This is a genomic window from Caulobacter sp. S45 (assembly GCF_009765965.1).
Taxonomy (GTDB): domain Bacteria; phylum Pseudomonadota; class Alphaproteobacteria; order Caulobacterales; family Caulobacteraceae; genus CAHJWH01.
In genome coordinates this window covers 1,616,908-1,642,622 of sequence record NZ_LMUL01000014.1, presented here as the reverse complement: position 1 = coordinate 1,642,622, position 25,715 = coordinate 1,616,908, and the positions used below count along the sequence as shown (strand labels likewise).

The following is a 25,715-nucleotide window of genomic DNA, read 5'->3' as shown; positions in this document are numbered from 1 at the left end:
GGCGAGGCCGCATGTCCAAGCTGAAAGGCGTCCGGATCGCCGTTGTCGGCGGTGGGGTGTTCGGTCTGATGACCGCCATCGCCGCTGCGCGACGCGGGGCCGAGGTGCGCCTCCATGAGCCGGCGCCGACGGGCCATAACGCCTCCGCCATAGCGGCCGGCATGCTGTCGCCGGCCTTCGAGGCCTTGGAAAGCGGCTCCGATCCGAGGCTGTTCGCGATCCTGAACCAAGGGCTGGACGCTTGGCGCGCCTTGGGGGCGCCGTGGGTCGACGGCGATGCGCTGGGGTCGGGCGCGATCTATGCCGGTTTCGGCGACGTGCAGGACATTTCCGATGTCGCCGACGCCCTGGAGACGCTGGGGATCGAGCATCGTATCCTGAGCGGAGAGGCGGCGCGCGCGCTCCAGCCAAGCCTTTCCCGTCGCGTCTCGTCGGCCCTGATCGTCCCCATGGAGGGTCGCGTGGACCCCGCGCAATGCCTGCCGGCGATGGCGCGGGAACTCCATCAGTTAGGGGGGCGAATCCTGCCTGAAGCGGTTCCTGTCGGCGTGGGTTTCGAGCTTTGGCGCAAACAGGCCGACGCGGTGGTGATTGCGGCCGGATATGCGTCCGCCGCCTGGGCCGGACAGGCTCCGGCCCTCGTGGGATTGCAGCCGATCAAGGGCCATATCCTGCACTTTTCCGGCGGTCCAAAAGCGGGGCCGGTTGTTCGCAACGGCGAGGATTATGTTGCGCCGCAGCGCGGAGGCGCCGTTTTTGGAGCCACCATGCAAACCGATTGCGCGGACGTCGGGATCGAGCCGGAACAGGTCCAGGCGCTGCACGCCAGAGCGGTGGAGCTGATCCCCGGACTGGCGGAGGTCCCGTTCAGCGCGCGCGCGGGGGTCCGCGCGGCCACGCGCGACGGATCACCGCTGGCGGGGGCGTTGGGCGGCGGACTGTTCGCCGCCACGGGCGCGCGGCGAAACGGCTGGCTGTTGGCGCCCCTGGTGGCGGAGACTGCGGTCGCGGCGATCGCCGGAGAGGCCACACCCCACGCCGCGGCCTTCGACCCGCTTCGGTTCGGCTAGGCCCCTATACGGCCTGCGGGCCACGCTCCCCGGTGCGGATACGGATCACGTCCTCCAGGTTGGTGACGAAAATCTTGCCGTCGCCGATCCGCCCCGTGCGGGCGGCGTTGATCAGGGCTTCGAGCACCGCCTCGACCTGGTCGTCGGTCACCACCACCTCGATCTTCATCTTCGGCAGGAAGTCCACCACGTATTCGGCCCCGCGATAGAGCTCCGTATGGCCCTTCTGCCGGCCGTAGCCCTTGGCCTCCAGCACCGTCATGCCCTGGACACCCATGTCCTGTAGCGCTTCCTTCACTTCGTCCAATTTGAAGGGCTTGATGACGGCTTCGATCTTTTTCATGTCGCTTAACCCGTAGAAGGCGCGTTTCGTCCCGGTTCGGGGTTTAGCACCCGTCAGGCGGGCGACATAGCGGGGCGCTTTGAGGAATCCGGGGGCAAGGCTGGTGGACGGTATGATCGGACGCGAAATCCTTACGGTGGCCGAGATGGGCGAGGCCGACCGGCGGGCCGAGGCGGATGGAACCCCGGTTTCGGTGCTGATGGAACGCGCGGGGCAGGCGGTGGCTGTGGCCGTGCGCGAGCGCTTCCCGGACGGGACGGTGCTGGTGCTGTGCGGGCCCGGCGACAATGGCGGCGACGGCTTTGTCGCCGCGCGCCTGCTGGCGGAGGGAGGACGGTCGGTGAGGGTCGCCGCCTCCGGCGATATCGCCCGGATGAAGGGCGCGGCGGGCGAAGCGGCCCGGGCGTGGACGGGCCCGGTCTCCCGTCTATCCGAAATAACGCTGGACGGTGTGGCGGTGGTGGTCGACGCGCTGTTTGGGGCCGGCCTGCATCGCCCGCTGACGGCCCAGCCGCTGGCTGCATTGAAGCAGGTTGAGGCGAAGGGCCTGCCGATCGTGGCGGTGGACCTGCCCTCGGGCTTGTCGGGCGACACGGCCCAGCCGCTCGGGTTCGCCCCGTGCGCAACCATGACCGTCACCTTCCACCGCAAGAAACTCGCCCACGTGCTCGATCCCGGCAAGGGCTACTGCGGCGAGGTTAGGGTCTGCGATATCGGCCTGGAACCGCCAGCGCCGGGCGCGGGACGGCTGAACGAGAACGGCCCCTCGCTGTGGCTGAAGTATTTCCCCTGGCCCAAGTCGAGCACCCACAAGGCCGAGCGCGGCCGGATGATGGTGGTCAGCGGCCATGCCTGGAACACCGGCGCGGCCCGGCTGGCGGCGCGTGGGGGCCTGCGGATCGGGGCCGGGCTGGTGACCTTGCTCTCGCCGCTGGACGCCCTGATGTCCAACGCCGCCCACCTGGAAGCGCTGATGCTCAAGCCGTTCGAGAGCGATGCGGAGCTGCACGAACTGGCCGACGACGCCGACGTGGTGGTGATCGGGCCGGCGGCCGGCGTCACGCCGGAGACGCGGCTCAACTTCATGGCCCTGGCGCGCACGGGCGCGGCCCTGGTGGTGGACGCCGACGTGTTCACCGTGTTCCGCGATTCGCCCGACGACTTCTTCGCCGCCCTGGACCGCGACGATGTGCTGACCCCCCATCCCGGCGAGTTCGAACGCGTCTTCCCCGGCCTGCTGAAGAAGAGTCCCAACCGGGTGGAGGCCGCGCGCCGAGCGGCGGAGATCGCCGGGGCCGTGGTGCTGCTCAAGGGCGACGACACCGTCATCGCCGCGCCCAACGGCCGGGCGGTGGTCAACACCAACGCCACGCCCTGGCTGGCCACGGCCGGATCGGGCGACGTGCTGGCGGGATTGACCGCGGGCCTGATCGCCCAGGGCATGGAAAGCTTCGAGGCGGCCTGCGCCGCGGCCTGGATCCATGCCGAGGCCGGGCGAGGCTTTGGACCGGGCCTGATCTCGGAGGACCTGCCCGAGCGTGCGCCCGGTGTATTGGCGGAGTTGTTGCGTATGGCGGTGGAGGGCGGGGCCCCCGATCTTCGTCGGCTGATGGCGGCCGACCAAGCCTAGCGCGAAGGGGCGCCGTGGTGCGGACGGCGGGAATCGAACCCGCACTCCCGATGGGAAACAGATTTTAAGTCTGCTGCGTCTACCGGTTTCGCCACGTCCGCGGGCGCTTTCGATCCGCCAATTTGCAACGTGAAGCCCGCAAAGGCCAGGGACGGCGCAAAAGTCTCGACGGCCTTAACCGCGTTTAAGGATTTCCGAGCGCCTTTCTCTTCCTTCGATGGGACGAATCCGGAGGGAGCTGTCCATGAGCGCACGACGTGGCGCCGCGCTCGCCGTTGGCGCGGGCTTCGCGGCCCTTACCTTTTCGGGATTGGCCTTTTCGGGAACGGCGTACGCCGCATCCTGCAATTGCGCCCCGCCGCCGCCGAGCTGCAACTGTTCGGTCCCCACCACCCATCAGATCAACGTTCCCGGCGTCACCATCACGCCGCCCTCGATCTATGTGAACGCGGCCAACATCGTCGTCGCCGCGCCGAACGTGGAGGTCCAGGCCGGTTCAGTCTCTGTGGCCAACGCCAGCGCCAGCGCTTCCAGCACGGCGACCAGTTCCGCCTCCAGCGTTTCCAGCGCCAACGCCCAGGCCAACGCGCTCGGCGCGATCTACAACGCCGGCGGAGGCGGATCGAGCTGGTCCACCTCCGACAGCGCCACCGGCTACATCCCCAACCTCCAGGTCGAGGGCGTGGAGAGCGGCGAGGCCAGGCGCATCTGCACCGAGATGCGCGCGGTGGAGACCATGGTGGCGGTCCAGGCCGTCTGCCTGGACGACAAGCAGATCCCCCATCCCGCGTCCCAGCTCAATCCCGACCGCGACGTGGCGCCCGGGTTCGAGGGCGAGGTCTACCGCTGCATCGCCGGCGCCCGGATGCAGTACACGCTGGCCGAATTCCACGGTCAGGCCAACTTCGACCATGGCCAGACCATCACCTGCCAGAAGGGCGAGGCCCTGTACCACTCCGCCGGCGCCGGTCTGGCCTGCCGGCCCCAGCGCGCCGCGCGCGACTGCAACGAACGTTCCTTGCTGCGTCGCTTCGGGGCCGGGATCAAGGTGCTGAAGCTCGCCCGCGCCCAGCAGTGCGCCGCCTACCGCACCGAGACCGCCAAGGCCTCGACCACGAGCACCATGGTGCTGGATGGCGGCGTCGGCGGCGTGGTGCACTAGGCGGCCCCACCTCCCTTTCAGGACAACTCTATGCGGCCCGCACGAACCGTGCGGCGAAGAACCCGTCCCCGTCGACACCCTGGTCCGGGCGACCGGGCAGCAGGCGTACGTCGCCCAACGCGGTGATCGCGGCCTCGCCTAGCCCGGCTTCACCGGCGGCCACCGGCAGCCGCTGGAACTCCTTGTGGCGGCGCAGGAAGTCGGAGGCCTGGGTCTCGCCCTCCTCGGGTTCGAGCGAGCAGACGCAATAGACCAGCCGCCCGCCCGGCTTCACCCTGGCCGCGGTCGCGTCCAGCAGCCGATGCTGCAACACCGACAGCTTGCCGATGTCGGTGGGACCGGCGCCCCACAGCACGTCGGGGTGGCGGCGGAAGGTGCCGGTGGCGCTGCACGGCGCGTCCAGCAGCACCGCGTCGAAGGTCCGCGTGTCGGGCCAGGCCAGGGCGTCGGCGGCGACCGCAGCCGCGGTCAGTCCCGCGCGGGCCAGGTTCTCGGTCAGGCGCACCAGGCGGACGTCGGAACGGTCCACCGCCGTCACCTTGGCGCCGGCGGCGGCGAGCTGCAGGGTCTTGCCCCCGGGCGCGGCGCAGAGGTCGAGCGCGGTTTGGCCGGGCTGGATCGCCAGCAGGCGCGCGGGCACGGCGGCGGCGGCGTCCTGCACCCACCAGCGGCCGTTGTCGTAGTCCGGCCATTCGCTCAGCTCTCCCTTGCGGCGCACGCGCACCGAGCCGCCGACGGTCTCGCCCTCCAGCGCCTCGGCCAGGGCTTTGAGGTCGGCGGGATCGCGCGGGGTGATGTCGGTCGCGGGCTCCTGGGCGATGGCGGCGGCGATCCGCAGCGCGGCCTCCTCCCCAAAGGCGGCGCGCCAGCGGGCCAGCAGCCAGGGCGGCGCCAGGGCCTCGATCGAGGTCTGCGGCGTCCCGTCGCGGATCAGCCCGCGCAGTACGGCGTTGATCAGGCCCTTGAACGGGCGGGTGGTTTGATGGAGCGCGGCCTGGTCGACGGTGGTCGAGACGGCGGCGTGGGCGGCGACGTCCATGAACAGCACCTGGGCCACGCCCAGCCGCAACAGCCAGCGCACCGCCTCGGGCGGCGGCTTCTGCAGGCGGGCGTCCAGCACCGCGTCGATCGGGCCGAGCTGGCGCAGGGTGGTGGCGGCGAGCGCCCGGGCGAAGGCGCGCTCACGCGGCGGCAGGGCGGAGAAGGGCGGACGGCCCAGCGCTTCGTCGAAGCCGCCACGACGGACCAGGGCGGCCTCGACCAGACTGAGCGCGGCGATGCGCGACGCCATGCCTTCGGCATCCTCGGACGGCGTCGTGGTTTTGGCGCTGGCGTAGCGCGGCCTGCGGGGCGGAGGCTTCGCAGATCGGGGCCGGTCGGCCTGGGATTTCGTGTCCATCACGCCTAGATCATCCACTCGAGCGTCCGCTGCAAGTCGGTCGCTGTTCCGAGGCCGCCATGACCGATCCCGATCTTCCCGATTCCGCGCCTTCCGAGGTCGAGGGCGCAGCTCCCGGCAAGGTGCTGTCCGACGCCGCCCGCCGCGCCCTGGCCGAGGCCGCCGAACGCCGCGCTCAGGCGGAAACCGCCCTTCCGGCGGAGGATGGCGGCCCTCGCGGCCTGGAGCCGACCCGCTATGGCGACTGGGAGCGCAAGGGCGTGGCGGTGGATTTCTAGACCCCGCCGCGGCGTCCGAAGCTGGCCATGCTGCTGAACACGCCGTCCTGGCGGATCAGGCCGTGCATCAAGGCGGCGGCGAGGTGGGCCAGGAAGACCGCGAACAGAGCCAGCGCCAGCCAGGTGTGGGCCTGGCGGAGCAGACCGTAGAGGAACAGGTCGTGAGGGAGGATGGGCGGCAGGTGGAAGCCGCTCGCCATCACGATCGGATAGCCCCCCGCCGACAGCATGCCCCAGCCCACCAGCGGCATGGCGATCATCAACGCGTACAGAGCCAGATGCGAACCGTGCGCGGCTAGCTTCTGGATCATGGGCAGGTCGGCCGGCAGCGGCGGCGGCTTGTTGGTGAAGCGGACCACGAGCCTGAGAATGGCGAACGCCAGGATGGCGATGCCGAGCGGGCGGTGGATGGCGATCAGGCGCGAATACAGCTCGCCGACCGTGGACACCATGCCGATGCCGATGAACAGCATGGCCAGGATCATCACCGCCATGATCCAGTGGATGACGCGCGCGGCCAGGGCGAAGCGGGGCATGGTCGGGCTCATTGGGCGGCTCCGGCGGGGACCGAGGGCGGGGCCGAGGCCTGGGCGCCGGGATGGGGCCCTTCGGCGGCGCGCCGGGCGAAGGACTTGGAATAGGCGGCCGACCGGGCAGGCAGCAGCGGATCGTCGGAGATCGCGATCCCTTTGGGCAGGATGGTCGGGTCGTAGGTGATGTCGCGGCACCCGCCGACTTCTTCCGGCTGAGTGGCGTTCAGCGTCAGGGTCCCGACCTCGACCTGCTGGTCGGCGCCGGACCACTGCTTGGTGGCGTCGTCGACCGCGTCGTTCGGGCCGGCGAGCGTGACCACCATGCGCCAGTGCAGCGGCCCCTTTGCCAGGCGGGTGCGCAGTTCGTCGAACAGCAGGTTGTCCGGGACCGTCTTGAGCTTGTCCTTGTCCAGCACCCCGCCGGTCTGCTCGGGAACCATGGCCCAGCGCACCAGCCGTGCCTGGCCCTGACCGTCGACGAAGCGAAAGGCGTTGATGCTGTAATAGTCCCCGGCTGCGAAACTGTCGGGCAGGGGCCACGCCTTCATGAACTTCAAATAGGCCGCGATCTCCGGATGGGCCGCGAGCAGCGCCTTCATCTTCGCCGGATCGGGCTTGCCGGTCTTGGGATCGGGCGTGCCGGCGATCTGCAGCTGGGTGAACGCCTGGGGGGTGGAGACCGGGAAGATCGGCGTGTGGTCCATGCCGATGCGCCAGATCTCGCCGTCGGGCTGGGTCAGGCTCAGCGCCATGCTGTGGAACACCACGCGTCCGTCGCCGGCGAAGGGGTCGCCGCCGGCGAGCGCGAAGCGGCCCACCACCGGGGTGCGCAGCTTGCCGAACGCCTGGGCGCTCGAGAGGAACCGGCCCGCGCCGTTGCCGTCGAAATAGCCAGTGACGCAGACGCCCTTGGCGTGGGCGCGTCTCCAGCCGGGGTGGCGACCGCCGGCGTTGGCCTCAAGCGCGTTGATGATGGTCTTGGACTTCAGCCGCGCCGGACCGATCCAGCCGCCGGTATAGGCGAAGGCGCCCGCCACGCCGGCGACGATCACACCGATCAGGGCGAACCGGCCCAAGGTCGAAGGGCGACCTGCGCCCGAAGCGGGGGGCGGTCTCGTCCCTGGACCCTGGTCTTCGGACACGGCGGACTCCTGGAATGATGGAACGGCGAAAGGCTTGGACATATGCCGCCGGCCGATCGGCTCGGGCCACAAAAATTTCCCGGAAGGCCAATTTCAATAATTCATCGAATTATATGGTTGATATAAGCATATCGTTGCGTTGGACCGATTGTTTCGAGCGGGGCAGGTTCTCCCTCAGGCTAGAGGAACTGCGGCTGTGTCGTCCCCAGACGTCCATTTTGAAGAGATTGCTCGGCACAGGCGGATCGCTGCGGCGGGCAATCGATCCATGGCCATGCTGGTGCGCCTGGCCCCTGGCGTCCTGCTCTGCGGGGTCGTGAGCCTCCTCGCCGTCGGGCTCCAGGCCGTCGAGATCAAGCTTGCCGGCCGGGCCTGGCTCGAAGCGCTGGTCCTGGCCATCCTGCTTGGAACGGCTGTTCGCACCGCATGGAAGCCCGGCGCCCGCTGGTGTCCGGGCATAAGCTTCAGCGCCAAGATCCTGCTCGAGGTGGCGGTCGTGCTGCTGGGCGCCTCCATCAGCGCCGCCACCCTGGCCTCGGCGGGCCTGCCCCTGCTGGCGGGCGTGGCGGTCGTCGTCGCACTGGCGATCTCGGTCAGCTATGGCCTGGGCCGCCTGATCGGCCTGCCCCACCGGATGGCGACGCTGATCGCGTGCGGCAATTCCATCTGCGGCAACTCCGCCATCGCCGCCGTCGCCCCGGTGATCGGCGCGGATGGGGACGACGTGGCGACCTCCATCGCCTTCACCGCCGTCCTGGGTGTCGGCGTGGTGCTGATCCTGCCCGTCTTGGCGGGACTGCTGCACATGCACGCCCTGCCGTTCGGCGTCCTGGCCGGCCTGACCGTCTATGCGGTGCCCCAGGTGCTGGCGGCCACCGCGCCGGTCAGCGCCCTATCAGTGCAGATGGGCACGCTGGTGAAGCTGGTGCGGGTGCTGATGCTGGGGCCGGTCTGCGTGGTCCTGGCCCTGATCACCGCCGGCCGCAACGAAGGCGGTGCAACGCGGCGCGGCCTGCCGCCGCTGCATCACCTGGTGCCCTGGTTCATCATCGGCTTCCTGGGGCTGATGGGCGCGCGTTCGGCCGGCCTGATCCCGGTCGAAGTGCTCAAGCCTGCCGCGTCGATGGCCAATATCCTGACGGTGCTGTCCATGGCGGCGCTTGGCCTGGGCGTGGACGTGAGGGTGGTCGCCCGCGCCGGCGCCAGGGTGGTCAGCGTGGTGGTGCTGTCGCTGCTGCTGCTCGGCGGGGTGGCGTTCGCGCTGATCCGCCTGATCGGGTTGTCCTAGGGATCGGCGAAAATTTGCGGCCGGGCGTAACCTTCGCGCCCTGGACGACGTATCTTCCTCTGCGGGGGCGAGGAGTTCGTAGATGGATCGCAGATCGTTGCTTCTGACGGGTGTGGCCGCGCTTGGCGGCGTCGCCCTGTTCGCCCGCCACGGCGCCCGCGCCGCGCCGGTGCATTATCCGGTCGAGTTCACGCCCGCCCAGTGGCGCGCCAAGCTCAACGCCGACCAGTTCGCCGTGCTGCGCGAGCAGGCCACCGAGCGGCCGGGATCGAGCCCGCTGCTGAACGAACATCGGCACGGCGTGTTCGCCTGCGCCGGCTGTTCGCAGAAGCTGTTCGACTCCAAGACCAAGTTCGAGAGCGGCACCGGCTGGCCCAGCTTCTACGCCCCCCTGCCGCATGCGGTGCTGACCGCGTCGGACTCCAGCCTGATCGAGCTGCGCACCGAGGTGCACTGCATCACCTGCGGCGGCCACCTCGGCCACGTGTTCGACGACGGGCCGCAACCGACCGGGCTGCGCTACTGCATGAACGGCGACGCGATGAAGTTCCTGCCAGCCTGAGCCGAGGCCTCAATCCGCTTCGTCCTCTCCGGCGGCGGCGGCTTGGCGACGGTGCAGCAGGCTGCCGGCGATGGCGACCAGGATCGTCACGCCGGTGGCCGCGCCGGACAGGACCAGCAAGGGTGTGACCAGGCTGATTGCGGCGAGTGCAACCAGTAGGGCCAGTCCTATCAGGTGCGAGGGCGCGAACCGCGGCGACAGCAGGCGGCGGAACAGGCCGTTGCCCAGCAGGTAGAGCGCCGGTCCACCCAGCACCACGGCCGCGGTCCCGAGGTCCGCGCGCGCCCAGGGATGGTCCAGCACCCGCTCGTCCGCCACCGCCGCCACGATGATCCCGCCCACCAGGGCGGCGTGGACATAGGTGTAGGCCACGCGCGCGATCCGGCCCGGGTCCTTATGGGCGGCGAACAGGCGGCTGGTGCGCTCGGCGGCGGTGTCGAAATAGATCCACCACATGGCCGTCGCCAGCAGGAAGGCGCTGAGGAAGGCTGCGACGGTTGCGTCGGTCCAGTGCAGTTCGAAGAAGGCGGCGCCGGTGACGGTGACCGACTCGCCCAGGGCGATCAGCACGAAGGCGGAGCATCGCTCGGCCAGATGGCCGCCGTCGATATCCCAGTCCTGGGTGGTTGAGCGGCCCCATCCCGGCGTCCAGAACCCCGCCGCAGGAGAGACGAGGTCGATCCCCAGCGCCAACAGCCACAGGCCGAGCCGCATCGAGCCCTCGCTGAACCCGCCCCACAGCCACAACACCCCCGTCGTCGCCAGCCAGACGGTGATGCGCTGGAAGTTGCGGTAATTTCTCGGGCTGTAATCGTGCAGCGCCCACAGCATGAACAGGCTGCGGCCCACCTGCATGGCCACATAGGCGCCCGCGAACGCCAGTCCCCGGCGCTCGAACGCATGGGGCAGGGCGGTGGACAGCACCATCGCCGCCAGCATCATCGCCAGCAACAGCAGCCGGACCGAGCGCCGTTCCGGGTCCAGCCAGTTGGTCACCCAGGACGTGTACATCCACACCCACCAGACGCCTGCGAACAGCATGGTCGTCTGCAGCACGCCCATCGGCGTGAAGTGGGCCAGCAGGGTGTGGGAGAGCTGGGTGACGGCGAAGACGAACACCAGGTCGAAGAACAGCTCGATCTGGGTGACCCGCGCCGCGACCGTCTCGTCCCTGCGCCGCAGCAGGTTGGTGCGCGCGAACAGATGCAAACCCAGGGCCTCCGAAGTCTTCGAACCGATGGTGCGTCAAGCCTGATCGATAAGAAAGGGCATGGTTAAGGTTCGCTTACGGGTTGAAGGGAGATCACGAAGCATTGAGGATATGCTTTACACCGTGTTCACCTTCTTGGGGTCGCCTGCATGTCGAAAGCCTGGACACTCCCGATCCTCGGCGCGGCCGTCCTGGCCGTGCAGGCGCCGCTGATCGCCGGGGCCCAGACCCTGGCCGGCGCGCCTCAGATGTACGATGCGCCTCCGGGCTATGGTTCCCAGTCCGACGCCGGGCCGCCGGATGTGGCTCCCACGCCCATGCACGATCATGGGCCCCGTCACGCGCTTCGCGAGGCGGCGGCCGACCATCCCAAGGAATGCTACGCCCATGTGCGGATGGGAGCCTCGTATGCGGCCCCGCCGACAGGACCCGAGTACGTCTGGCGTCTGGCGCCCGCCCCTCCGGGCGCGCCGGGCCCGGTCTGGTGCCTGGTGGTGCAGCCCTTCCCCAACACGCCCGTCATGATCGCGCCCGAGCGGATGGGCTGGATTCGCGTCCTGTGCGCGGATCAGGTCACCCCGGACCGGGTCTCGGTGATCCAGCACCGACTGCAGGCGCAGGGCATGTACGCTGGCGGTTTCGACGGCCGTTACGACATGGCGACGGCCCAGGCCGTGGCCCGTTTCCAGCACGAGCGCCACATCGCCGACGACGGCTATCTGGGGTATCGCACCGTGGCCGCCCTGGACGCCCCTACGCCGCCGCCACGTCCGGTCTACTGGCGTCGGCCCACCACCTTCGACACCGGGGTGTTGAGCTGGTCGGCCAAGGTGCAGCGCTTCTGATCGCAAACGCCTGATCGAACGCGGATCGGGAGCGGCTTTCCTCGTTCGACATCCCCGCCTAAACAGCGGCCATGAACATCCATGGCCGCCCCATGCGCACCATCTGGCCCGCCGCCGACGGCTCGGGCGAGGTGGAGATCATCGACCAGACCCGCCTGCCGTATGAGATCGCCGTCGTGCGGCTGCGCACGCTGGACGACGCGGTGCGGGCGATCGTTGACATGCAGGTGCGCGGCGCGCCGCTGATCGGTGTGGCGGCGGCCTACGGCCTTTGCCTTGCCTTGCGGGAAGATGCTTCCGACGCGGGTCTTGAGATCGCGCGGAGCCGGCTGATCGCCGCGCGCCCCACCGCCGTCAATCTCGCCTGGGCCGTTCAGGAGATGCTGGCCGTCGTGCTCAGTCATCCCCTCGGCGAACGGTTGGAAGCGGCCTGGGTCCGCGCCGCCGAGATGGCGGATGAGGATGTGGCGACCTGCCAGGCCATCGGTCGGCACGGCGCAGCCCTGATCGCGGATCGTGCGGAGCGCCGGCGTGGCGCGCGAGTGAACATCCTGACCCACTGCAACGCGGGCTGGCTGGCGACGGTGGACTGGGGCACGGCCCTGGCCCCGATCTACACCGCCCACCGCGCAGGCATCGACCTACATGTCTGGGTCGACGAGACCCGGCCGCGCAACCAGGGCGCCAGCCTCACCGCCTTCGAGCTGGGCCAGGAGGGCGTGCCCCATACCATCATCGCCGACAATGTCGGCGGCCATCTGATGCAGCATGGGCAGGTCGACCTCTGCATCGTCGGTTCCGACCGCACCACGCGCACGGGCGACGTCTGCAACAAGATCGGCACCTATCTGAAGGCCCTGGCGGCCAAGGACAACGGCGTGCCCTTCTATGCGGCGCTGCCGGCGTCCACCCTCGACTGGACCCTGACCGACGGGGTGGCCCAGATTCCGATCGAACAGCGCGACGCCCGGGAGGTCACGCACATGACCGGCCGCGGTGTATCTGGCGAGCTGATGACGGTGGAGATCGGGGCTCCCGGCAGTCCTGCCGCCAACTACGCATTCGACGTCACCCCGGCGCGCCTGATCACCGGCATCGTCACCGAGCGTGGGATGGCGCGGGCCAGCGAGGCCGGGCTGCTGGGTCTGTATCCCGAACGCGCGCCGCTGGACTGAGTGCAAAGCCCGGCGGCCAAGCGTTGCCGGCTGCCTTGCAAATCCGATCCGGACAAAAAAAGAGCCCGGCCGAAGCCGGGCTCTCCTAGACGATAGTTAGATCCGCTTACTGAGCGGGTTGGCTCGGCACGATCGTGATGGTCGTGCGACGGTTCAAGGGTTCCTTCACCCCATCCGGCGTCGGCACGGCCAGATCGGTCTTGCCGACCCAGCTCACGTTCAGCGCACCTTGCTGCACGCCCAGGCCCACCAGCGCGTCGGCCACGGCCTTCGCACGGCGCTCCGAGAGGCGCAGGTTGTACTTCACAGAGCCCGACGTGTCGGTGTGACCGACCACGGTGACCTGAGCCGTACCGCCCTGTTGAGCGTATTGAGCCGCTTGCTGCACAACCGCCTGCGCGTCGCTCGTGAGGACCGACTGATCGAAGGGGAAGTACACCACGAATTCCTTCGTCTCGGCCACCGGAGGCGGCGGGGGAGGCGGAGGAGGAGGAGGCGGGGGCGGCGGGGGAGGCGGCGGGGGCGGCGGCGGCGGGGGCGGGGGGGGAGCCGGGTCCGCACCGAGCGCGTAACGCACGCCGACGGTCACAGTCTGGTCGTGGTAGTGGCCACGGAAGGTGCCGGGCTGGAGCGAGCCGGACCCAGTGGAACCCCACTTCAGGTCGGCCGTGTCGAGCCAGGTGTACTTCAGGTCCACGTTCATGCGGTGGGTCGCATGGTAGCTCAGGCCGGCGAAGGCCTGATAGGCGAACCCAACGTCGGTGTCGTTGATCGAAAGGGTCTGGTTCGGGCCTGGAGCCGTACCACCGGAGAACTGACCGGAGTCCTTGATGTCCAGACGGGCGACGCCGACGCCGGCGCCGATGAACGGATGGACGATGAAGGTGGGGAACGCGTCGTAGATGGCGTTGCCGAAGAAGGTGGCGACGTTGGCGTGGCCATAGGTCTTCAGGCAGGTCGAGGTGCTGCCGGTTCCGCAGATGCCGATCGGCTGGGCGCGGTCGGCCGAACCGATGACGCTGCGCAGGTCGGAGTCACGATAGCCGCCTTCCAGTTCCACCCGCCAGTTGGGGGTGAACTGATAGCCGACGCGACCGAAAGCCGCCCAGCTGCCGCCCTTGGAGGGCGAATACTTCCAGCCGTAGGGCGAGCCGTCGGGTGCATTGTTGCTGGAGGAGGTGCCGATACCGCCGTTGTTGATTTCATGCCAGCCGCCGTCGACGCCGACATAGAAGCCGTTCGGCGGCGGAGCGACTTGGGCTCCCATGTTCAGGAAGTCGAACGATTGGGCGTTTGCGCCCCCCGCTGCGGCGAGGACCGCGGCCAGGGCGGCTCCCGCCATAAGTGTGGTTTTCATAATCAAGAGCCCTCTTTTGCCCTTAGCGACGGCCGGCGCACCGACCCGTTGAGTCCTATAGCAATTGCCGAACGACGACACAGTGCCGCATCGGCAACACAGCCAATGCTTTCACGCCGGACATACTCCGGTGAGCGCATTGAGGTCTGCTTAACGACCGTTACGAATCGCTGGGATTCGTTAGGCCGTAAAGTGTTTCAGAGACGCCGAAGGCCTATCCCGAAGGGCGCGGCCGCCGGCTGCCGGAATGTTTTGTTCCCGCCTCCCCTATCCCCTTACGCTCGCCAAATGCGCGGTCTAGCTTCGAAGTTCCGCGCTATCTTGGTCTGTAGGCGGCTGCGGCATTTTGGCAACGAAATTATGACGTCCAAACGTCATATTTCGCGGGCGCCTGCGGAATCACGTGTCCTTGCCCGAAGCCACAGCACGCCGAGCAAATCAAGCACCGAAGCGCGTAAGCGCCCGAAATTGGTATATTTTGATTGGCCGGTCGTTCGCGGGCGATGGCCCACATCCTCGAATTCGATGTCGAAACCTTCCCGCAGGAATAAGGCGGGGAGGAAGCGGTGCATGTGATCGAAATAAGGCAGACGTAGGAACGCGTCCCGCCGGAACGCCTTCAAGCCGCAACCGGTGTCTTCGGCCTGATCGCGCAATAGGCGACGGCGGAGTCCGTTGGCGAGCCGCGAGCCGATCCGCTTGGCGGCGCTGTCCTGCCGCTTGGCTCGGCGACCGCCAACCATCGCCAGCGCGACAGGCGCATCCATTAGCCGGCGCACCAGCCTCGGACCATCGGCGGGATCGTTCTGACCATCGCCGTCGAGCGTCATGATGATGGGCGCGCGCGCCGCCAGGACGCCGGTGCGGATGGCCCGGCTCTGTCCGGCGTTGCGGCCGTGGCTGAGGATGCGAAGCTGGGGTAGGGCCGTGCGCAGGGCCGAGAGGCGCTGGACGGTCTCGTCGCTGCTGGCGTCGTCCACGAAGACGATCTCGTGCGCCACGCCCTGGAAGGCGACGGCGATTTCGCGGGCGAGTTCGGCGGCGGCCCCCTGTTCGTTGAACACGGGGACGACCACGCTGATGTGGGGGATGGCGGAGGGTTCGGTGGCGATCACGCGCGCTCTTAGCCATTTTTCGGTGTGGGCGGGAGAGCCCCATCGCCACACGCATGCTATGTTGTGCGGGTCATGGTGAACTTGACCGGCGTGGACCGTCCCATATTGGCGCCCCCGCACGGCGAAGCGACTGGTTCGCCGGTGACGGAGGCGCTTGCTCCACGCGTCCTGGGTCCCCTGCTCGCCGCCCTGATCGTATTGCTGGCCGCCCTTCCGGGGCTGGTGCGGATGCCGACGCTGGACCGGGACGAGGCGCGGTTCGCCCAATCCACCGCCCAGATGCTGGAGAGCGGCGACGTCGTCGATCCGCGATTCCAGGACGAGGCGCGCGACAAGAAGCCGGTCGGGATCAACTGGCTCCAGGCTGGCGCGGTCAGGCTGACCTCCTCGGAGGAGGCTCGGGAAATCTGGGCCTATCGTCTGCCCTCGCTGCTGGGCGGCATGGCGGCGGCGGCGGCGTGCGCCTGGGGCGCGCGCGCCTTTTTCAAGCCCTGGCGCGCGGCGAGCGCCGGCGTGGCGCTCGGCTGCGGTTTCCTCCTGACCAGCGAAGCCTTCACCGCTAAGACCGACGCGATCCTGTGCGCGGCCGTCGCCTTGAGCATGGCCGCCTTCGCCCGAATCTACATGGCCGCACGCCGGGGGGAGACGGCGGATCGCCGGACGCGCGCGGTGTTCTGGCTCGGACTGGGCGTGGGCCTGATGGTGAAGGGCCCGGTGGCGCCCCTGGTGGTGATCCTGGCGGGGCTCGCGCTCTGGGTGGCGGATCGCGGAGCGCCCTGGATGCGGCGCATGTCGTGGCGATGGGGGCTGCTGTTCCTGTTGGCGCTCGCAGGGCCTTGGGCGGCGGCGATCACGGTGAGCGGCGATGGCGCGTTCTGGACGCGCGCGATGGGCGGCGACGTTCTCCACAAGCTGACCGGCGCCCGCGAGGGGCATCGCGGGGCGCCCGGCTATTATCTGCTGCTGGCGCCGGTGCTGATGTTTCCAGCCACCGCCCTGATCCCGGCCGCCCTGGCCTATGGCTGGGGGCGTCATAAGGCTCCGGCGGCGCGGTTCGCCCTGGCGTGGCTGGTTCCCGCGTGGCTGCTGTTCGAGGCGGCCCCGACCAAGCTCCCGCACTACGCCCTGCCGCTCTACGGCGGCTTCGCCCTGCTGGCGGCGGGCGCGCTCGGTCATCCGATGGGACGGCTGACGCGGTGGGGCGGCGCTGGGCTCAGCCTGCTGGCGTCGGCGGCCATCGCGACCCTGACCGTCACCGCCACCTCCCGTTTCGGCGGCGCCGCAGCCGCGCCGGTCGCCGCTCTTGCGGTGTTGCTGACTGTGGGCGCGGGCGTTTCGGCGGCGATCGGCGTGATCGTCGGCGGTCCGGGCTCGGACCTGGGGAGGCGGCTATCCTTCCTGTGCGCGGCGACGGGGATGGGGATCGCGGCGCATGTGACGCTGTCGGCCGGACTGCTGCCGATGCTGTCGCCCCTATGGCCCTCTCGGGCGGCGGCCGAGATGGTGTCGCGCCATGGCGTCGATCCGCGCAACGGCGTCACCCCGGGTCCGGTGGCGGTGGCGGGCTATGCCGAGCCCAGCCTGGTGTTCGCCCTGGGCACCGATACCGATCTGGGCGATGGATCGGACGCCGCCCTGGCGGTGGAGACGGGTCGGCCGGCTCTGGTCGAGGGGCGTCAGCTCCAGCCGTTCCTGGATCGGTTGCGCAGAGATCGCATCGTCGCCGATCGGCTCGGGCAGGTCGGCGGATTCGACTATTCGAACGGGAAGGCCGTTTCCCTATCGCTCTGGCTCAAGCGCCGTTAGCGCGGCGTGACTCCATCATCCTGGACAAGCGCTGACGCGCTTTCCGGGATGATGGACGAAGAGACGATCCGCCTACTGGCAGGCGAGGCATTCCTCGTAGTCGGTGCGGGCTTCGTCGCGGATGGTGATCTCCACGGTCTCGCCGCCGGCGAAGGACGCGCGCTGCACCGACTTGGAGCGCAGGTAGTAGAGCGACTTGCAGCCGCGCTCCCACGCCGTCCAGTGCAGCATGTGCAGGTCCCATTTGTCGATGTCGCCCGGCAGGAAGACGTTCACCGACTGGGACTGGCAGATTTCCGGCGTGCGGTCGGCGGCCAGCTCGATGATCCAGCGCTGATCCAGTTCGAAGGCGGTCTTGTAGATGTCTTTCTCGTCGGCGGTGAGGAACTCCAGGTGCTGGACCGAGCCCTCGTTCTCCAGGATCGAACTCCACACCGCGTCGGTGTTCTGGCCCTTCTGGTCCAGCACGCCTTCCAGGTAGGGGTTCTTGACCGCGAACGAGCCCGACAGGGTCTTGTGGGTGTAGATGTTGGCCGGGATCGGCTCGATGCCGGCGGAGGTCCCGCCGCAGATGATCGAGATCGAGGCGGTCGGGGCGATGGCCAGCTTGTGGGAGAACCGCTCCATCACGCCCTTCTCGGCGGCGTCGGGGCAGGGGCCGCGCTCCTCGGCCAGCTTGCGCGAGGCGGCGTCGGCCTGGCGGCGCAGGGTCTTGAAGATGCGCATGTTCCAGGACTTGGCCATGGCGCTTTCGAACGGCACGTTCTGGGCCTGCAGAAAGCTGTGGAAACCCATCAGCCCCAGGCCCACCGACCGCTCACGCTCGGCGGCGTAGACCGCTGCGGTCATCGCGTCGGGCGCGGACTCGATGAAGTCCTGCAGCACGTTGTCGAGGAACCGCATTACGTCCTCGATGAAGGTGGGGTGGTCGCGCCACTCCATGAACTTCTCGGCGTTGACCGAGGACAGACAGCACACCGCGGTGCGGTCCTGGCCCAGGTGGTCGCGGCCGGTGTGGAGCATGATCTCCGAGCACAGGTTGGACTGGCGCACCTTCAGGCCCAGCTCGCGCTGGTGGGCGGGCATGGCCCGGTTCACCGTGTCGGAGAAGATCAGGTAGGGCTCGCCGGTCTGCAGCCGGATCTCCAGGATCTTCTGCCACAGCGAACGGGCGTCGACCTCGCGCACCGGCTCGCCGTTCTTGGGGCTGAGCAGGGCGAACTTGGTCCCGTCGCGCACCGCCTCCATGAAGGCGTCGCTGATCGAAATGCCGTGGTGCAGGTTGAGCGACTTGCGGTTGAAGTCGCCCGACGGCTTGCGGATTTCGAGGAACTCCTCGATCTCGGGATGGTGGATGTCCAGATAGACCGCCGCCGACCCGCGGCGCAGCGAGCCCTGGCTGATCGCCAGCGTCAGGCTGTCCATCACCCGGATGAAGGGGATGATGCCCGAGGTCTGGCCCGCGCCCTTAACCTTCTCGCCGATGGAGCGCACGCCGCCCCAATAGGTGCCGATGCCGCCGCCGTTGGAGGCCAGGGCCACGTTCTCGTTCCAGACGGTGACGATGCCGTCCAGCGAGTCGGGCACCGCGTTCAGGAAGCAGGAGATCGGCAGGCCCCGGTCCGCGCCGCCGTTCGACAGCACGGGGGTGGCGGGCATGAACCAGAGGGTGGAGATGTAGTCGTAGACCCGTTGGGCGTGGTCGGCGTCGTCGGCGTAGGCGGTGGCCACCCGGGCGAACATGTCCTGGTAGCTTTCGCCCGCTAGCAGGTAGCGGTCCTGAAGCGTGGTCTTGCCGAAATCGGTCAGCAGCGAATCGCGCGAGCGGTCCACCACCACCTTGCGCACCAGGGTGAGCTTGGGGCGGGGCTTGCCACGAGCGGTCACGCCCCGGACCAGGCCCTTGCCTACAACCGCTGCTGCCGCCTCACCCATCGAGCTAACCCCTACATCTTGTGTTCGACGCTAATCACACCCCTAAACTGAGGGGAGGTCAACGTATCTTAGATGGGTGTTCGGATCGAAATTTCTGCATCTGGAGGCTTGCGGTTTACCCCCTCCTAACCCTTTCGCCGTGGCCCGGCGATTCGAGATCGGTGGCGCAAACGTTGCATGGCCGAGGGGTTTGGCTTACGGCATGGGCCGTCATTGGGGAGTAGCCGCCCGCGGATTCAGCGGGAGGCGCGTCAACAGACTTGGCGAAGGCGGGGCGACCCGCGACGCCATGGCGCGCCCAGGCCGAGAGATCGGTTTGGCGAGACCTTTGGCTTTCCACGTGCGACCGGCGGGGTCGCGAGCGTGGGACGCCATTGGTTTGCATTCGCGGCCCCGCAGTACGACCTCATGTCCACCACCTTCCTCGAAGCCGGCGCAATCTCCACCGGTCTCGTCGCCCTGGCCGAGGTCGGCGATCGCACCCAGATCCTGGGGGTGATGCTGGTGTGCCGTTTCCGGCGGCCCTGGCTGATCCTGGCCGGCGTGCTGGCCGCCAGCCTGGCCAACCACCTGCTGGCGGCGACGCTCGGCGTCGTGGCGGGCCATTGGCTTCAGGGTCCTTGGATGCGCTGGGTGCTGGGCCTGTCCTTTATCGGTTTCGCGATCTGGAGCCTGCTGCCGGAAAAGCATGAGGAAGGAGAGCCTGAGGTCCGCTCCAAGCGCGGGGTCTTCCTGACCACGGTGGTCGCCTTCTTCCTGATGGAGATGGGCGATCGCACCCAGATCGCCACCGCGGCCCTGGCGGCGCGGTTCGCGGCGGTGATCCCGGTGGCGATGGGCTCGACGCTCGGCATGATGATCGCCAACGCGCCGTCGGTGCTGCTCGGCCACGTGGCGGGCAATAGCCTGCCCATGAAGGGGCTGAAGGTCGGCGCGGCGATCCTGTCGGCGGCGGTGGGGGTGTGGACCCTGGCGGCGGGCTGAAGCTTGGGCCATATGCGGGAAATGCGTTTCAAGATCGAGCACCGCATCGGCGTCCAGCGTCCGGCCGAACAGATATGGGCGGCGATCTACGACCTGGAGGCGTGGAAGGACTGGAATCCCATGTACCCCCAGGCGTCGGGACGGCTGCTGATCAGCGCGCCCCTGACCCTGACCGAGAAGGTCGGCGAGGCGAGCGAGACCTATCAGGCGGTCGTGGGCGACTGGGTGCCCCACGCCCAGCTGGTCTGGGTGCGCAAGTCCCACAACGGCCTGCTCACCCACGTTCGCTACCTGGAGATCGAGAAGCTGAGCGAACAGGGCTGCATCTTCTCCAATGGCGTGCTGTTCCAGGGCCTGACGGCCGGCGTGCTGGTGTCCAAGGCGCGGCGGCGCGCGCTGCGGCGGGCGTTCGCAGGGCTCGGCGAGGCGGTGAAGGCCCGCACCGAGGCCGGCCACGGCGAGGACACGGAGGCGTGGCGGCGATGATCGACGATCTCTACAGCGGCCGCATCCTGGCGCTGGCCGCCAACATGCCCCGCGCGGGACGTCTCGCCCATCCGCAGGCCAGCGTGGAAAGGGTCTCGCGCCTATGCGGCAGCCGGGTGACCGTCGACGTGGTGGTCGAGGACGGCCGGGTGAGCGACTTCGCCCAGGACGTGCGCGCCTGCGCGCTCGGCCAGGCCGCCGCCGCCATCCTGGGCGACAAAGTGATCGGCGCCTCCGTCGCGGAGATCGTCCGAGGCCGCGACGCCCTGCTGGCCATGCTGAAGACGGGCGCGCCGCCGCCGGAGGGCCGTTTCGCCGACCTGGGGGTGCTGGCCCAGGTGAAGGACTTCCCTGCGCGTCACGCCTCCACCCTGCTGGCTTTCGAGGCGACGGTGGAGGCGACCGAGCGCGCTATGCGGGCGGTTTCAGCCGAGGGTTGATATCGCTGCGCCGGATAACCTCTCCGGTGGCGGCTTTTTTGTTCCCGTGTTACCCAACGCCCTCGCCGCCAACGGACGGGAGCCGTGTTTGGCCGGAGCCTACCCGCGATTGATCCGAGCCGCCCTGAGCGTCTACAAGGCGGCTGTGTCGCCCTGGCTCGGCGCGCGCTGCCGGTTCATGCCGACCTGTTCGGAATACGCTGCGGCCGTGCTGATCTCTCATGGGCCGGTGCGGGGCGGCTGGCTGGCGGCGCGGCGGGTCTGCCGTTGCCACCCCTTCGGTGGAGAGGGGTACGATCCTCCGCCGGAACCCGTCGATAAGGCCGAGCGCGCCCGGACGCGCCTGAAGTGTGAAGCATGATCCAACTGCAATTCCCCGACGGCGCCGTCAAAGACTTCCCGGAAGCGACCACCGGCCGCCAGATCGCCGAAGGACTATCCATGTCCCTGGCCAAGAAGGCGGCGCTGATCCGCCTGGACGGGGTGATGCTGGACCTGGATCGCCCGCTCGAGCATGGCGGCAAGCTGGAGATCCTGACCCGCGACCATCCCGACGTGCTGGAGACGATCCGCCACGATGCTTCCCACGTGATGGCGCAAGCCGTGCAGGAACTGTTCCCAGGAACCCAGGTCACGATCGGTCCGGCCATCGAGGACGGCTTCTACTACGATTTCGCGCGCGACGAGCCGTTCAGCCTGGACGACCTGCCCAGGATCGAAGCCAAGATGCGCGAGATCGTCGCCCGCAACGAGCCGATCAAGCGCGAGGTCTGGGACCGCGACGAGGCCATCGCCCACTTCAAGGACATCGGTGAAGCCTATAAGGCCGAGATCATCTCCGACCTGCCCGAGAGCGAGACGATCACCGTCTATCGCCAGGGCGCGTGGAAGGACCTGTGCCTGGGTCCGCACCTGCCCTCCACGGGCATGGTGGGCAAGGCGTTCAAGCTGACCAAGCTGGCCGGCGCCTACTGGCGGGGCGATCACCGCAACGCCCAGCTGCAGCGCATCTACGGCACCGCCTGGGCCAGCGAAGCGGACCTGGAGGCCTATCTCCATCGCATCGAGGAGGCGGAGCGCCGCGACCACCGCCGTGTCGGCCGCGCCATGGACCTGTTCCACATGCAGGAAGAGGGCCGGGGCATGGTGTTCTGGCACACCAAGGGCTGGACCCTGTGGCGGACGCTCGAGGCCTATATGCGTCGTCGTCTCGACGCGGCGGGCTACGGCGAGGTGAAGACGCCTCAGGTGCTGGACCGCACCTTCTGGGAGAAGTCGGGTCACTGGGAAAAATACCGACCCAACATGTTTGTCTGCGAGACTGAGGAGGGCGAGGTGCTCTCCCTCAAGCCGATGAACTGTCCCGGCCACGTGCAGATCTTCAACATGGGTCAGAAGTCCTATCGCGACCTGCCCATGCGCATGGCCGAGTTCGGCGCCTGCCACCGCTACGAGCCGTCCGGGTCGCTGCACGGGCTGATGCGGGTGCGCGGCTTCACCCAGGACGACGCCCACATCTTCTGTCGCGAGGACCAGATCGAGGAGGAGACGGAGAAGTTCGTCCGCCTGACCCATCTGATCCACGGCGATCTTGGCATGAAGACCGACCACGTGGCCCTGGCCACGCGACCGCCGATGCGTGCGGGATCGGACGCGTTCTGGGACAAGGCCGAAGGCCAGCTGCTGAGCGCCTCGCGCAAGGCGGGGGTCGAGCCGGTGATCGCCGAGGGCGACGGCGCCTTCTACGCACCCAAGCTCGACTTCATCGTGAAGGACGCGATCGGCCGCACCTGGACCTGCGGCACGCTGCAGCTCGACTATGTGCTGCCCGAGCGGCTGGGGGCCGAGTACGTGGCCGAGGATGGCTCCAAGCAGCGTCCGGTCATGCTGCATCGGGCGATCCTGGGCTCGTTCGAACGCTTCATCGGCATCCTGATCGAGAACTATGGCGGCGCCTTCCCGCTTTGGCTGGCGCCGGTGCAGGTGGTCGTGGCCACCATCACCTCGGACGCCGCCGACTATGCGCAGCGTGCGGCCGAGCGGTTGCGTTCGGCGGGCTTGCGCGTGGAAGTGGATGTTCGTAACGAGAAGATCAACTACAAGGTCCGCGAGCACAGCTTGGCCAAGGTTCCAGTGATCGCGGTGGTCGGCCGCAAGGAGGCGGAGACCGGGCAGTTGGCCCTGCGCCGCCTGGGCTCCGATCGCCAGGCGATCGTCACCCTGGACGAAGCGGCCGAGGGCCTGTCCCAGGAGGCCTTGCCGCCTGACCTGGCGCGCCCGGCGGCGCCCGCGGCTCCGGCGCTGAACCTGGAGGAGGCATGAACACCTACGTCCGTCCCCTCAATGGCGGTCTGATCAATCGCGCCCGCATCCTGGCCGCGCCGGTGGCGGTCGAGGTGTCGGTGATCATGGTGGTCTACCACACCGGTCCCGCACTCGAGGAAAGCGTGGCCACGGTGCTGGCCGACCCGGCGGTGGAGGAGTTCATCGTCATCGACAACGGCTCATCGCCCATGGAAGAGGCGGTGCTGGACGCTGCGGCCGCGCGTGACGAGCGCATGGTGCTGAGGCGCGGCCACGGCAATGTGGGTTTCGCGCGGGCCTGCAACATGGGCGCGGAGATCGCCTGCGGTCGGGTCCTGGTGATCCTCAATCCCGACGCCTTCCTGCAGCCGGGCTGTGTCGAGGGCCTGACGGCGGCGCTCGATGCGACGCCTTCGCCGCGCATCGTCGGCGCCCGGATCATGAACACCGACGGCACCGAACAGCGCGGCGCCCGGCGCGGCGAGGTGACGCCCGTCACCACGCTGCTCAGCCTGACGCGATTGGCGCACCTCGGCCTCTTCCGTGGCTTCGAGATCCACCACGAGCACGATCCCGAGCCCGGTCAGCTGCTGGCGGTCCCCACGATCTCGGGCGCCTGCTTCGCGATGACCCATGACGATTATTCCGGCATGGGCGGCTTCGACGAAGGCTATTTCCTGCATGTCGAGGACGTGGACCTGTGCTGGCGGGTGCGCCAGAGCGGTGGTCGGGTGATGTTCAATCCGGCCGCGCGGGTGATCCATCTCGGTTCCACCAGCCGCACCTCGCCGGTGAAGGTGGAGTTCTTCAAGGGCCTGGGCCTGGTGCGCTATTTCCGCAAGCGCGCCGATAACAAGCGCCGGGCGTTCCTGGCTATCGCGCTGGCGCCGTTGATCATGCTGGTCTCTGTCACGCGACCCATGTTCCGCCGCCGGCCGCATTAGGCCGCCGTCGACCGCCGTCAGCGACCTGCTGAAGCCGGCCCTTACACCGGATCGGGCAGACCGGTGCGCGGGTCGCGCGGGCGGGGATGGAAGTTGCGGCCGAGGAAAATGAACACCTCGCGTGGGTGTTTGGGATCGGTCCACACCTTCCAGGCCCCCAGCACCTGGGTCGAGCCGAAGTCGCGCATGGCTTCGTTGCGGTACTTGGCGGCGTCCTGGTGGATGGAGTCGCTGACGTCCACGAACAACACCCGGTCGCCCTGGGTCAGCGGGGCGGAGGTCTCGGCCTCGTTATGGGGCCGGCTCTCGCGCACCCACATCTTCATCGGCGTCGCATCCTCGGCCATGGCGCGGCGGCGATAATAGGCCAGCGAATTGTAGGTGAAGCGGTCGTCCACCGCGATGCTGGAGACCGGGCCCGTGCGCGCCGCCTGGGCGTCTACCAGGGCGGCGACGGCTTCCCAGCCCCGCGCGCGTTTGAAGCTGTTGGCCAGGCCGACCCGGTTGGCCAGGGCCGGCGAGGTGGCGGCGGCGAAGAACAGGATCACGATCGCGCCCTGGCTGACCACCGCGGCGCCCAGCGTCCGCCAGGCCCCCCAGCGCACCAGCCAGGCGGCGGTCAGGGCCGCGCCGGGCACATAGGCCACCGCCGCCCAGTTGGCGTTGGCCCGCGCCACCAGCGACTCGGCCAGGATGATCGTCAGCGCCGGCAGCGTCAGGATCAGCAGCATCCTGTCCGCGCGCTCTTCGGGTCGCCGGCGCACCCACAGCACCACCCCCACGACCAGGGCGATGAAGGGGATCGGCCCGAACACGCCGAGTTGCGACAGCAGGAAGCCCGGCGCCTGGCGGGGGTCGAACTTGCTGGGGCGGTGCTGGTGCGGCGGCGCGACCGCCGGCCGGTGGGCCGAGCCCGTAGCCGCTTCGTGGCTCCAGGCGGCGTCGGCGGCGGTGTGCGCCACGGTTTGGAAGCCGTGGGCCGCGTTCCAGATCAGGTTCGGCGATAGCACCAGCAGCGCCAACCCGACCAAGGCGGCCACCTCGATCGGCCGCCAGCGTCGACGTACGGACGAGATCAGGGCGGCGTGCAGGCCAAGCCCGATGACCAGGTAGAGCACCGCGTACTTGGACAGGCCCGCCAGGCCGATGCAGACGCCCAGCGCCGCGGCCCAGCGCACGCGCGCCGAGGCGCGCGGCGCGGTCAGCCATCCCGAATAGGCCCACAGTCCCAGGGCGCAGAAGGCCATCAGGGGCGCATCCGTCGCCACCACCGCAGCCGAAAGTTGCACGCCCGGCATCAGGCTGTAGAGGACCGCCGCCCAGAACCCGGTCCAGCCGCCGTAGAGCCGCGCGCAGGTTCTTTGCAGCGCGATCGCGGCGACGGCGTGGGACACCGGCGCGACCAGCCGCACGAACGCTTCACGATCGCCGCCCAGCGTGGTGGCGGCGCGGATCAGCCAGGCGATCATCGGCGGTTTGGAGAAATAGCCGAAGTCCAGGTGGCGCGACCACAGCCAGTACTGGGACTCTTCGGGGTAGAGTTCGACGGGGCTCAGAAACAGGCCGGCGATGCGGAGCGCGGTGAGCGCGCCCACGAACGCCAGGGTCCAGACGAGCACGCGCCGCTCAAGCGACGGTTCGCGAGGCGCCGCCTCCAACCTGTCCACCACACCAAATCTCCAGCGCCCTTCGAGCCAGGCAGATAGC

At 68.8% G+C, this 25,715-nt stretch carries 24 protein-coding genes, 1 tRNA gene and 1 riboswitch; of the genes, 15 read left to right on the top strand and 10 right to left on the bottom strand.

Features of this window, described 5'->3' with window-relative positions; genetic code table 11:
* The first annotated feature begins 11 nt into the window (after nt 1-11).
* A complete protein-coding gene (locus GSQ87_RS14715; protein WP_158916123.1) occupies nt 12-1,070 on the top strand; it encodes an FAD-binding oxidoreductase in 1,059 nt (352 codons plus the stop codon).
* A gap of 4 nt (nt 1,071-1,074) precedes the next feature.
* Here GSQ87_RS14715 and GSQ87_RS14710 read toward each other — a convergent pair whose 3' ends face one another.
* The gene (locus tag GSQ87_RS14710) at nt 1,075-1,413 is read right to left on the bottom strand and encodes a P-II family nitrogen regulator (RefSeq protein WP_158916122.1); all 339 of its coding nucleotides are present in this window, start codon (nt 1,411-1,413) and stop codon (nt 1,075-1,077) included.
* Nucleotides 1,414-1,525: 112 nt separating this feature from the next.
* Here GSQ87_RS14710 and GSQ87_RS14705 point away from each other — a divergent pair, with 112 nt between their 5' ends.
* Nucleotides 1,526-3,043 (top strand): NAD(P)H-hydrate dehydratase, encoded by a 1,518-nt coding sequence (locus tag GSQ87_RS14705; RefSeq protein WP_254062989.1) that lies wholly within the window; start codon nt 1,526-1,528, stop codon nt 3,041-3,043.
* Between the two features lie 15 nt (nt 3,044-3,058).
* On the opposite strand, the gene GSQ87_RS14700 is transcribed toward GSQ87_RS14705, so the two are convergent.
* Nucleotides 3,059-3,144 (bottom strand) — tRNA-Leu (locus GSQ87_RS14700).
* A gap of 143 nt (nt 3,145-3,287) precedes the next feature.
* On the opposite strand from GSQ87_RS14700, the gene GSQ87_RS14695 reads away from it, so the two are divergent.
* Entirely contained in the window at nt 3,288-4,205 is a 918-nt protein-coding gene (locus GSQ87_RS14695; RefSeq protein WP_158916121.1) for a hypothetical protein, read from the top strand.
* 28 nt (nt 4,206-4,233) lie between these two features.
* On the opposite strand, the gene GSQ87_RS14690 is transcribed toward GSQ87_RS14695, so the two are convergent.
* Nucleotides 4,234-5,496 (bottom strand): RsmB/NOP family class I SAM-dependent RNA methyltransferase, encoded by a 1,263-nt coding sequence (locus GSQ87_RS14690; protein ID WP_254062987.1) that lies wholly within the window; start codon nt 5,494-5,496, stop codon nt 4,234-4,236.
* A gap of 167 nt (nt 5,497-5,663) precedes the next feature.
* Between GSQ87_RS14690 and GSQ87_RS14685 the strand changes: the two genes are divergently transcribed.
* Entirely contained in the window at nt 5,664-5,882 is a 219-nt protein-coding gene (locus tag GSQ87_RS14685) for a DUF1674 domain-containing protein (protein WP_158916119.1), read from the top strand.
* Here GSQ87_RS14685 and GSQ87_RS14680 read toward each other — a convergent pair.
* Together GSQ87_RS14680 and GSQ87_RS14675 are read right to left on the bottom strand one after the other, a co-directional pair.
* Entirely contained in the window at nt 5,879-6,430 is a 552-nt protein-coding gene (locus tag GSQ87_RS14680; RefSeq protein ID WP_158916118.1) for a cytochrome b, read from the bottom strand. The two genes, GSQ87_RS14685 and GSQ87_RS14680, sit on opposite strands and share 4 nt — an antisense overlap.
* Entirely contained in the window at nt 6,427-7,557 is a 1,131-nt protein-coding gene (locus tag GSQ87_RS14675; RefSeq protein ID WP_254062985.1) for a catalase family peroxidase, read from the bottom strand. Before GSQ87_RS14675 ends, GSQ87_RS14680 begins: the two co-directional genes overlap by 4 nt.
* 268 nt (nt 7,558-7,825) lie before the next feature.
* On the opposite strand from GSQ87_RS14675, the gene GSQ87_RS14670 reads away from it, so the two are divergent.
* Entirely contained in the window at nt 7,826-8,845 is a 1,020-nt protein-coding gene (locus GSQ87_RS14670; protein WP_158916116.1) for a YeiH family protein, read from the top strand.
* Nucleotides 8,846-8,927: 82 nt separating this feature from the next.
* A complete protein-coding gene (gene msrB, locus GSQ87_RS14665) occupies nt 8,928-9,407 on the top strand; it encodes a peptide-methionine (R)-S-oxide reductase MsrB (RefSeq protein ID WP_158916115.1) in 480 nt (159 codons plus the stop codon).
* 9 nt (nt 9,408-9,416) lie between these two features.
* Here msrB and GSQ87_RS14660 read toward each other — a convergent pair whose 3' ends face one another.
* Nucleotides 9,417-10,616 carry a low temperature requirement protein A gene (locus tag GSQ87_RS14660; protein ID WP_254062983.1) on the bottom strand — a complete coding sequence of 400 codons (1,200 nt, stop codon included), beginning with the start codon at nt 10,614-10,616 and terminating at the stop codon, nt 9,417-9,419.
* 150 nt (nt 10,617-10,766) lie between these two features.
* Between GSQ87_RS14660 and GSQ87_RS14655 the strand changes: the two genes are divergently transcribed.
* Both GSQ87_RS14655 and mtnA read left to right on the top strand, forming a co-directional pair.
* On the top strand, nt 10,767-11,462 hold the full coding sequence (locus tag GSQ87_RS14655; protein WP_158916114.1) for a peptidoglycan-binding protein: 696 nt from the start codon (nt 10,767-10,769) through the stop codon (nt 11,460-11,462).
* Nucleotides 11,463-11,533: 71 nt separating this feature from the next.
* Nucleotides 11,534-12,637 (top strand): S-methyl-5-thioribose-1-phosphate isomerase, encoded by a 1,104-nt coding sequence (mtnA, locus tag GSQ87_RS14650; protein WP_158916113.1) that lies wholly within the window; start codon nt 11,534-11,536, stop codon nt 12,635-12,637.
* 106 nt (nt 12,638-12,743) lie between these two features.
* On the opposite strand, the gene GSQ87_RS23000 is transcribed toward mtnA, so the two are convergent.
* On the bottom strand, nt 12,744-13,994 hold the full coding sequence (locus GSQ87_RS23000; RefSeq protein WP_158916112.1) for an OmpA family protein: 1,251 nt from the start codon (nt 13,992-13,994) through the stop codon (nt 12,744-12,746).
* 374 nt (nt 13,995-14,368) lie between these two features.
* A complete protein-coding gene (locus tag GSQ87_RS14640; protein ID WP_158917715.1) occupies nt 14,369-15,106 on the bottom strand; it encodes a glycosyltransferase family 2 protein in 738 nt (245 codons plus the stop codon).
* Between the two features lie 75 nt (nt 15,107-15,181).
* On the opposite strand from GSQ87_RS14640, the gene GSQ87_RS14635 reads away from it, so the two are divergent.
* The gene (locus tag GSQ87_RS14635; protein WP_158916111.1) at nt 15,182-16,915 is read left to right on the top strand and encodes a glycosyltransferase family 39 protein; all 1,734 of its coding nucleotides are present in this window, start codon (nt 15,182-15,184) and stop codon (nt 16,913-16,915) included.
* A 72-nt stretch (nt 16,916-16,987) separates the two neighbouring features.
* Here the strand turns inward: GSQ87_RS14635 and GSQ87_RS14630 are convergent, their stop codons facing one another.
* Nucleotides 16,988-18,850 (bottom strand): ribonucleoside-diphosphate reductase subunit alpha, encoded by a 1,863-nt coding sequence (locus GSQ87_RS14630; RefSeq protein WP_158916110.1) that lies wholly within the window; start codon nt 18,848-18,850, stop codon nt 16,988-16,990.
* Nucleotides 18,851-19,051: 201 nt separating this feature from the next.
* A riboswitch (yybP-ykoY riboswitch) is annotated at nt 19,052-19,168 on the top strand.
* A 90-nt stretch (nt 19,169-19,258) separates the two neighbouring features.
* Here GSQ87_RS14630 and GSQ87_RS14625 point away from each other — a divergent pair.
* From GSQ87_RS14625 to GSQ87_RS14600, 6 genes are all read left to right on the top strand, one after another.
* Nucleotides 19,259-19,834, top strand: a complete 576-nt coding sequence (locus GSQ87_RS14625; RefSeq protein ID WP_158916109.1) for a TMEM165/GDT1 family protein — start codon at nt 19,259-19,261, stop codon at nt 19,832-19,834.
* 12 nt (nt 19,835-19,846) lie between these two features.
* Nucleotides 19,847-20,320 carry an SRPBCC family protein gene (locus GSQ87_RS14620; RefSeq protein WP_158916108.1) on the top strand — a complete coding sequence of 158 codons (474 nt, stop codon included), beginning with the start codon at nt 19,847-19,849 and terminating at the stop codon, nt 20,318-20,320.
* On the top strand, nt 20,317-20,760 hold the full coding sequence (locus tag GSQ87_RS14615) for an iron-sulfur cluster assembly scaffold protein (protein WP_158917713.1): 444 nt from the start codon (nt 20,317-20,319) through the stop codon (nt 20,758-20,760). Before GSQ87_RS14620 ends, GSQ87_RS14615 begins: the two co-directional genes overlap by 4 nt.
* A gap of 88 nt (nt 20,761-20,848) precedes the next feature.
* Nucleotides 20,849-21,121 (top strand): membrane protein insertion efficiency factor YidD, encoded by a 273-nt coding sequence (yidD, locus tag GSQ87_RS14610; protein WP_158916107.1) that lies wholly within the window; start codon nt 20,849-20,851, stop codon nt 21,119-21,121.
* Nucleotides 21,118-23,082: a threonine--tRNA ligase gene (gene thrS / locus GSQ87_RS14605; protein WP_158916106.1), complete on the top strand. Its 1,965-nt coding sequence runs from the start codon at nt 21,118-21,120 to the stop codon at nt 23,080-23,082. Before yidD ends, thrS begins: the two co-directional genes overlap by 4 nt.
* A complete protein-coding gene (locus GSQ87_RS14600; RefSeq protein ID WP_158916105.1) occupies nt 23,079-24,008 on the top strand; it encodes a glycosyltransferase family 2 protein in 930 nt (309 codons plus the stop codon). Before thrS ends, GSQ87_RS14600 begins: the two co-directional genes overlap by 4 nt.
* Before the next feature lie 41 nt (nt 24,009-24,049).
* Here the strand turns inward: GSQ87_RS14600 and GSQ87_RS14595 are convergent, their stop codons facing one another.
* On the bottom strand, nt 24,050-25,678 hold the full coding sequence (locus tag GSQ87_RS14595; protein WP_158916104.1) for a glycosyltransferase family 39 protein: 1,629 nt from the start codon (nt 25,676-25,678) through the stop codon (nt 24,050-24,052).
* Nucleotides 25,679-25,715: the final 37 nt, after the last annotated feature.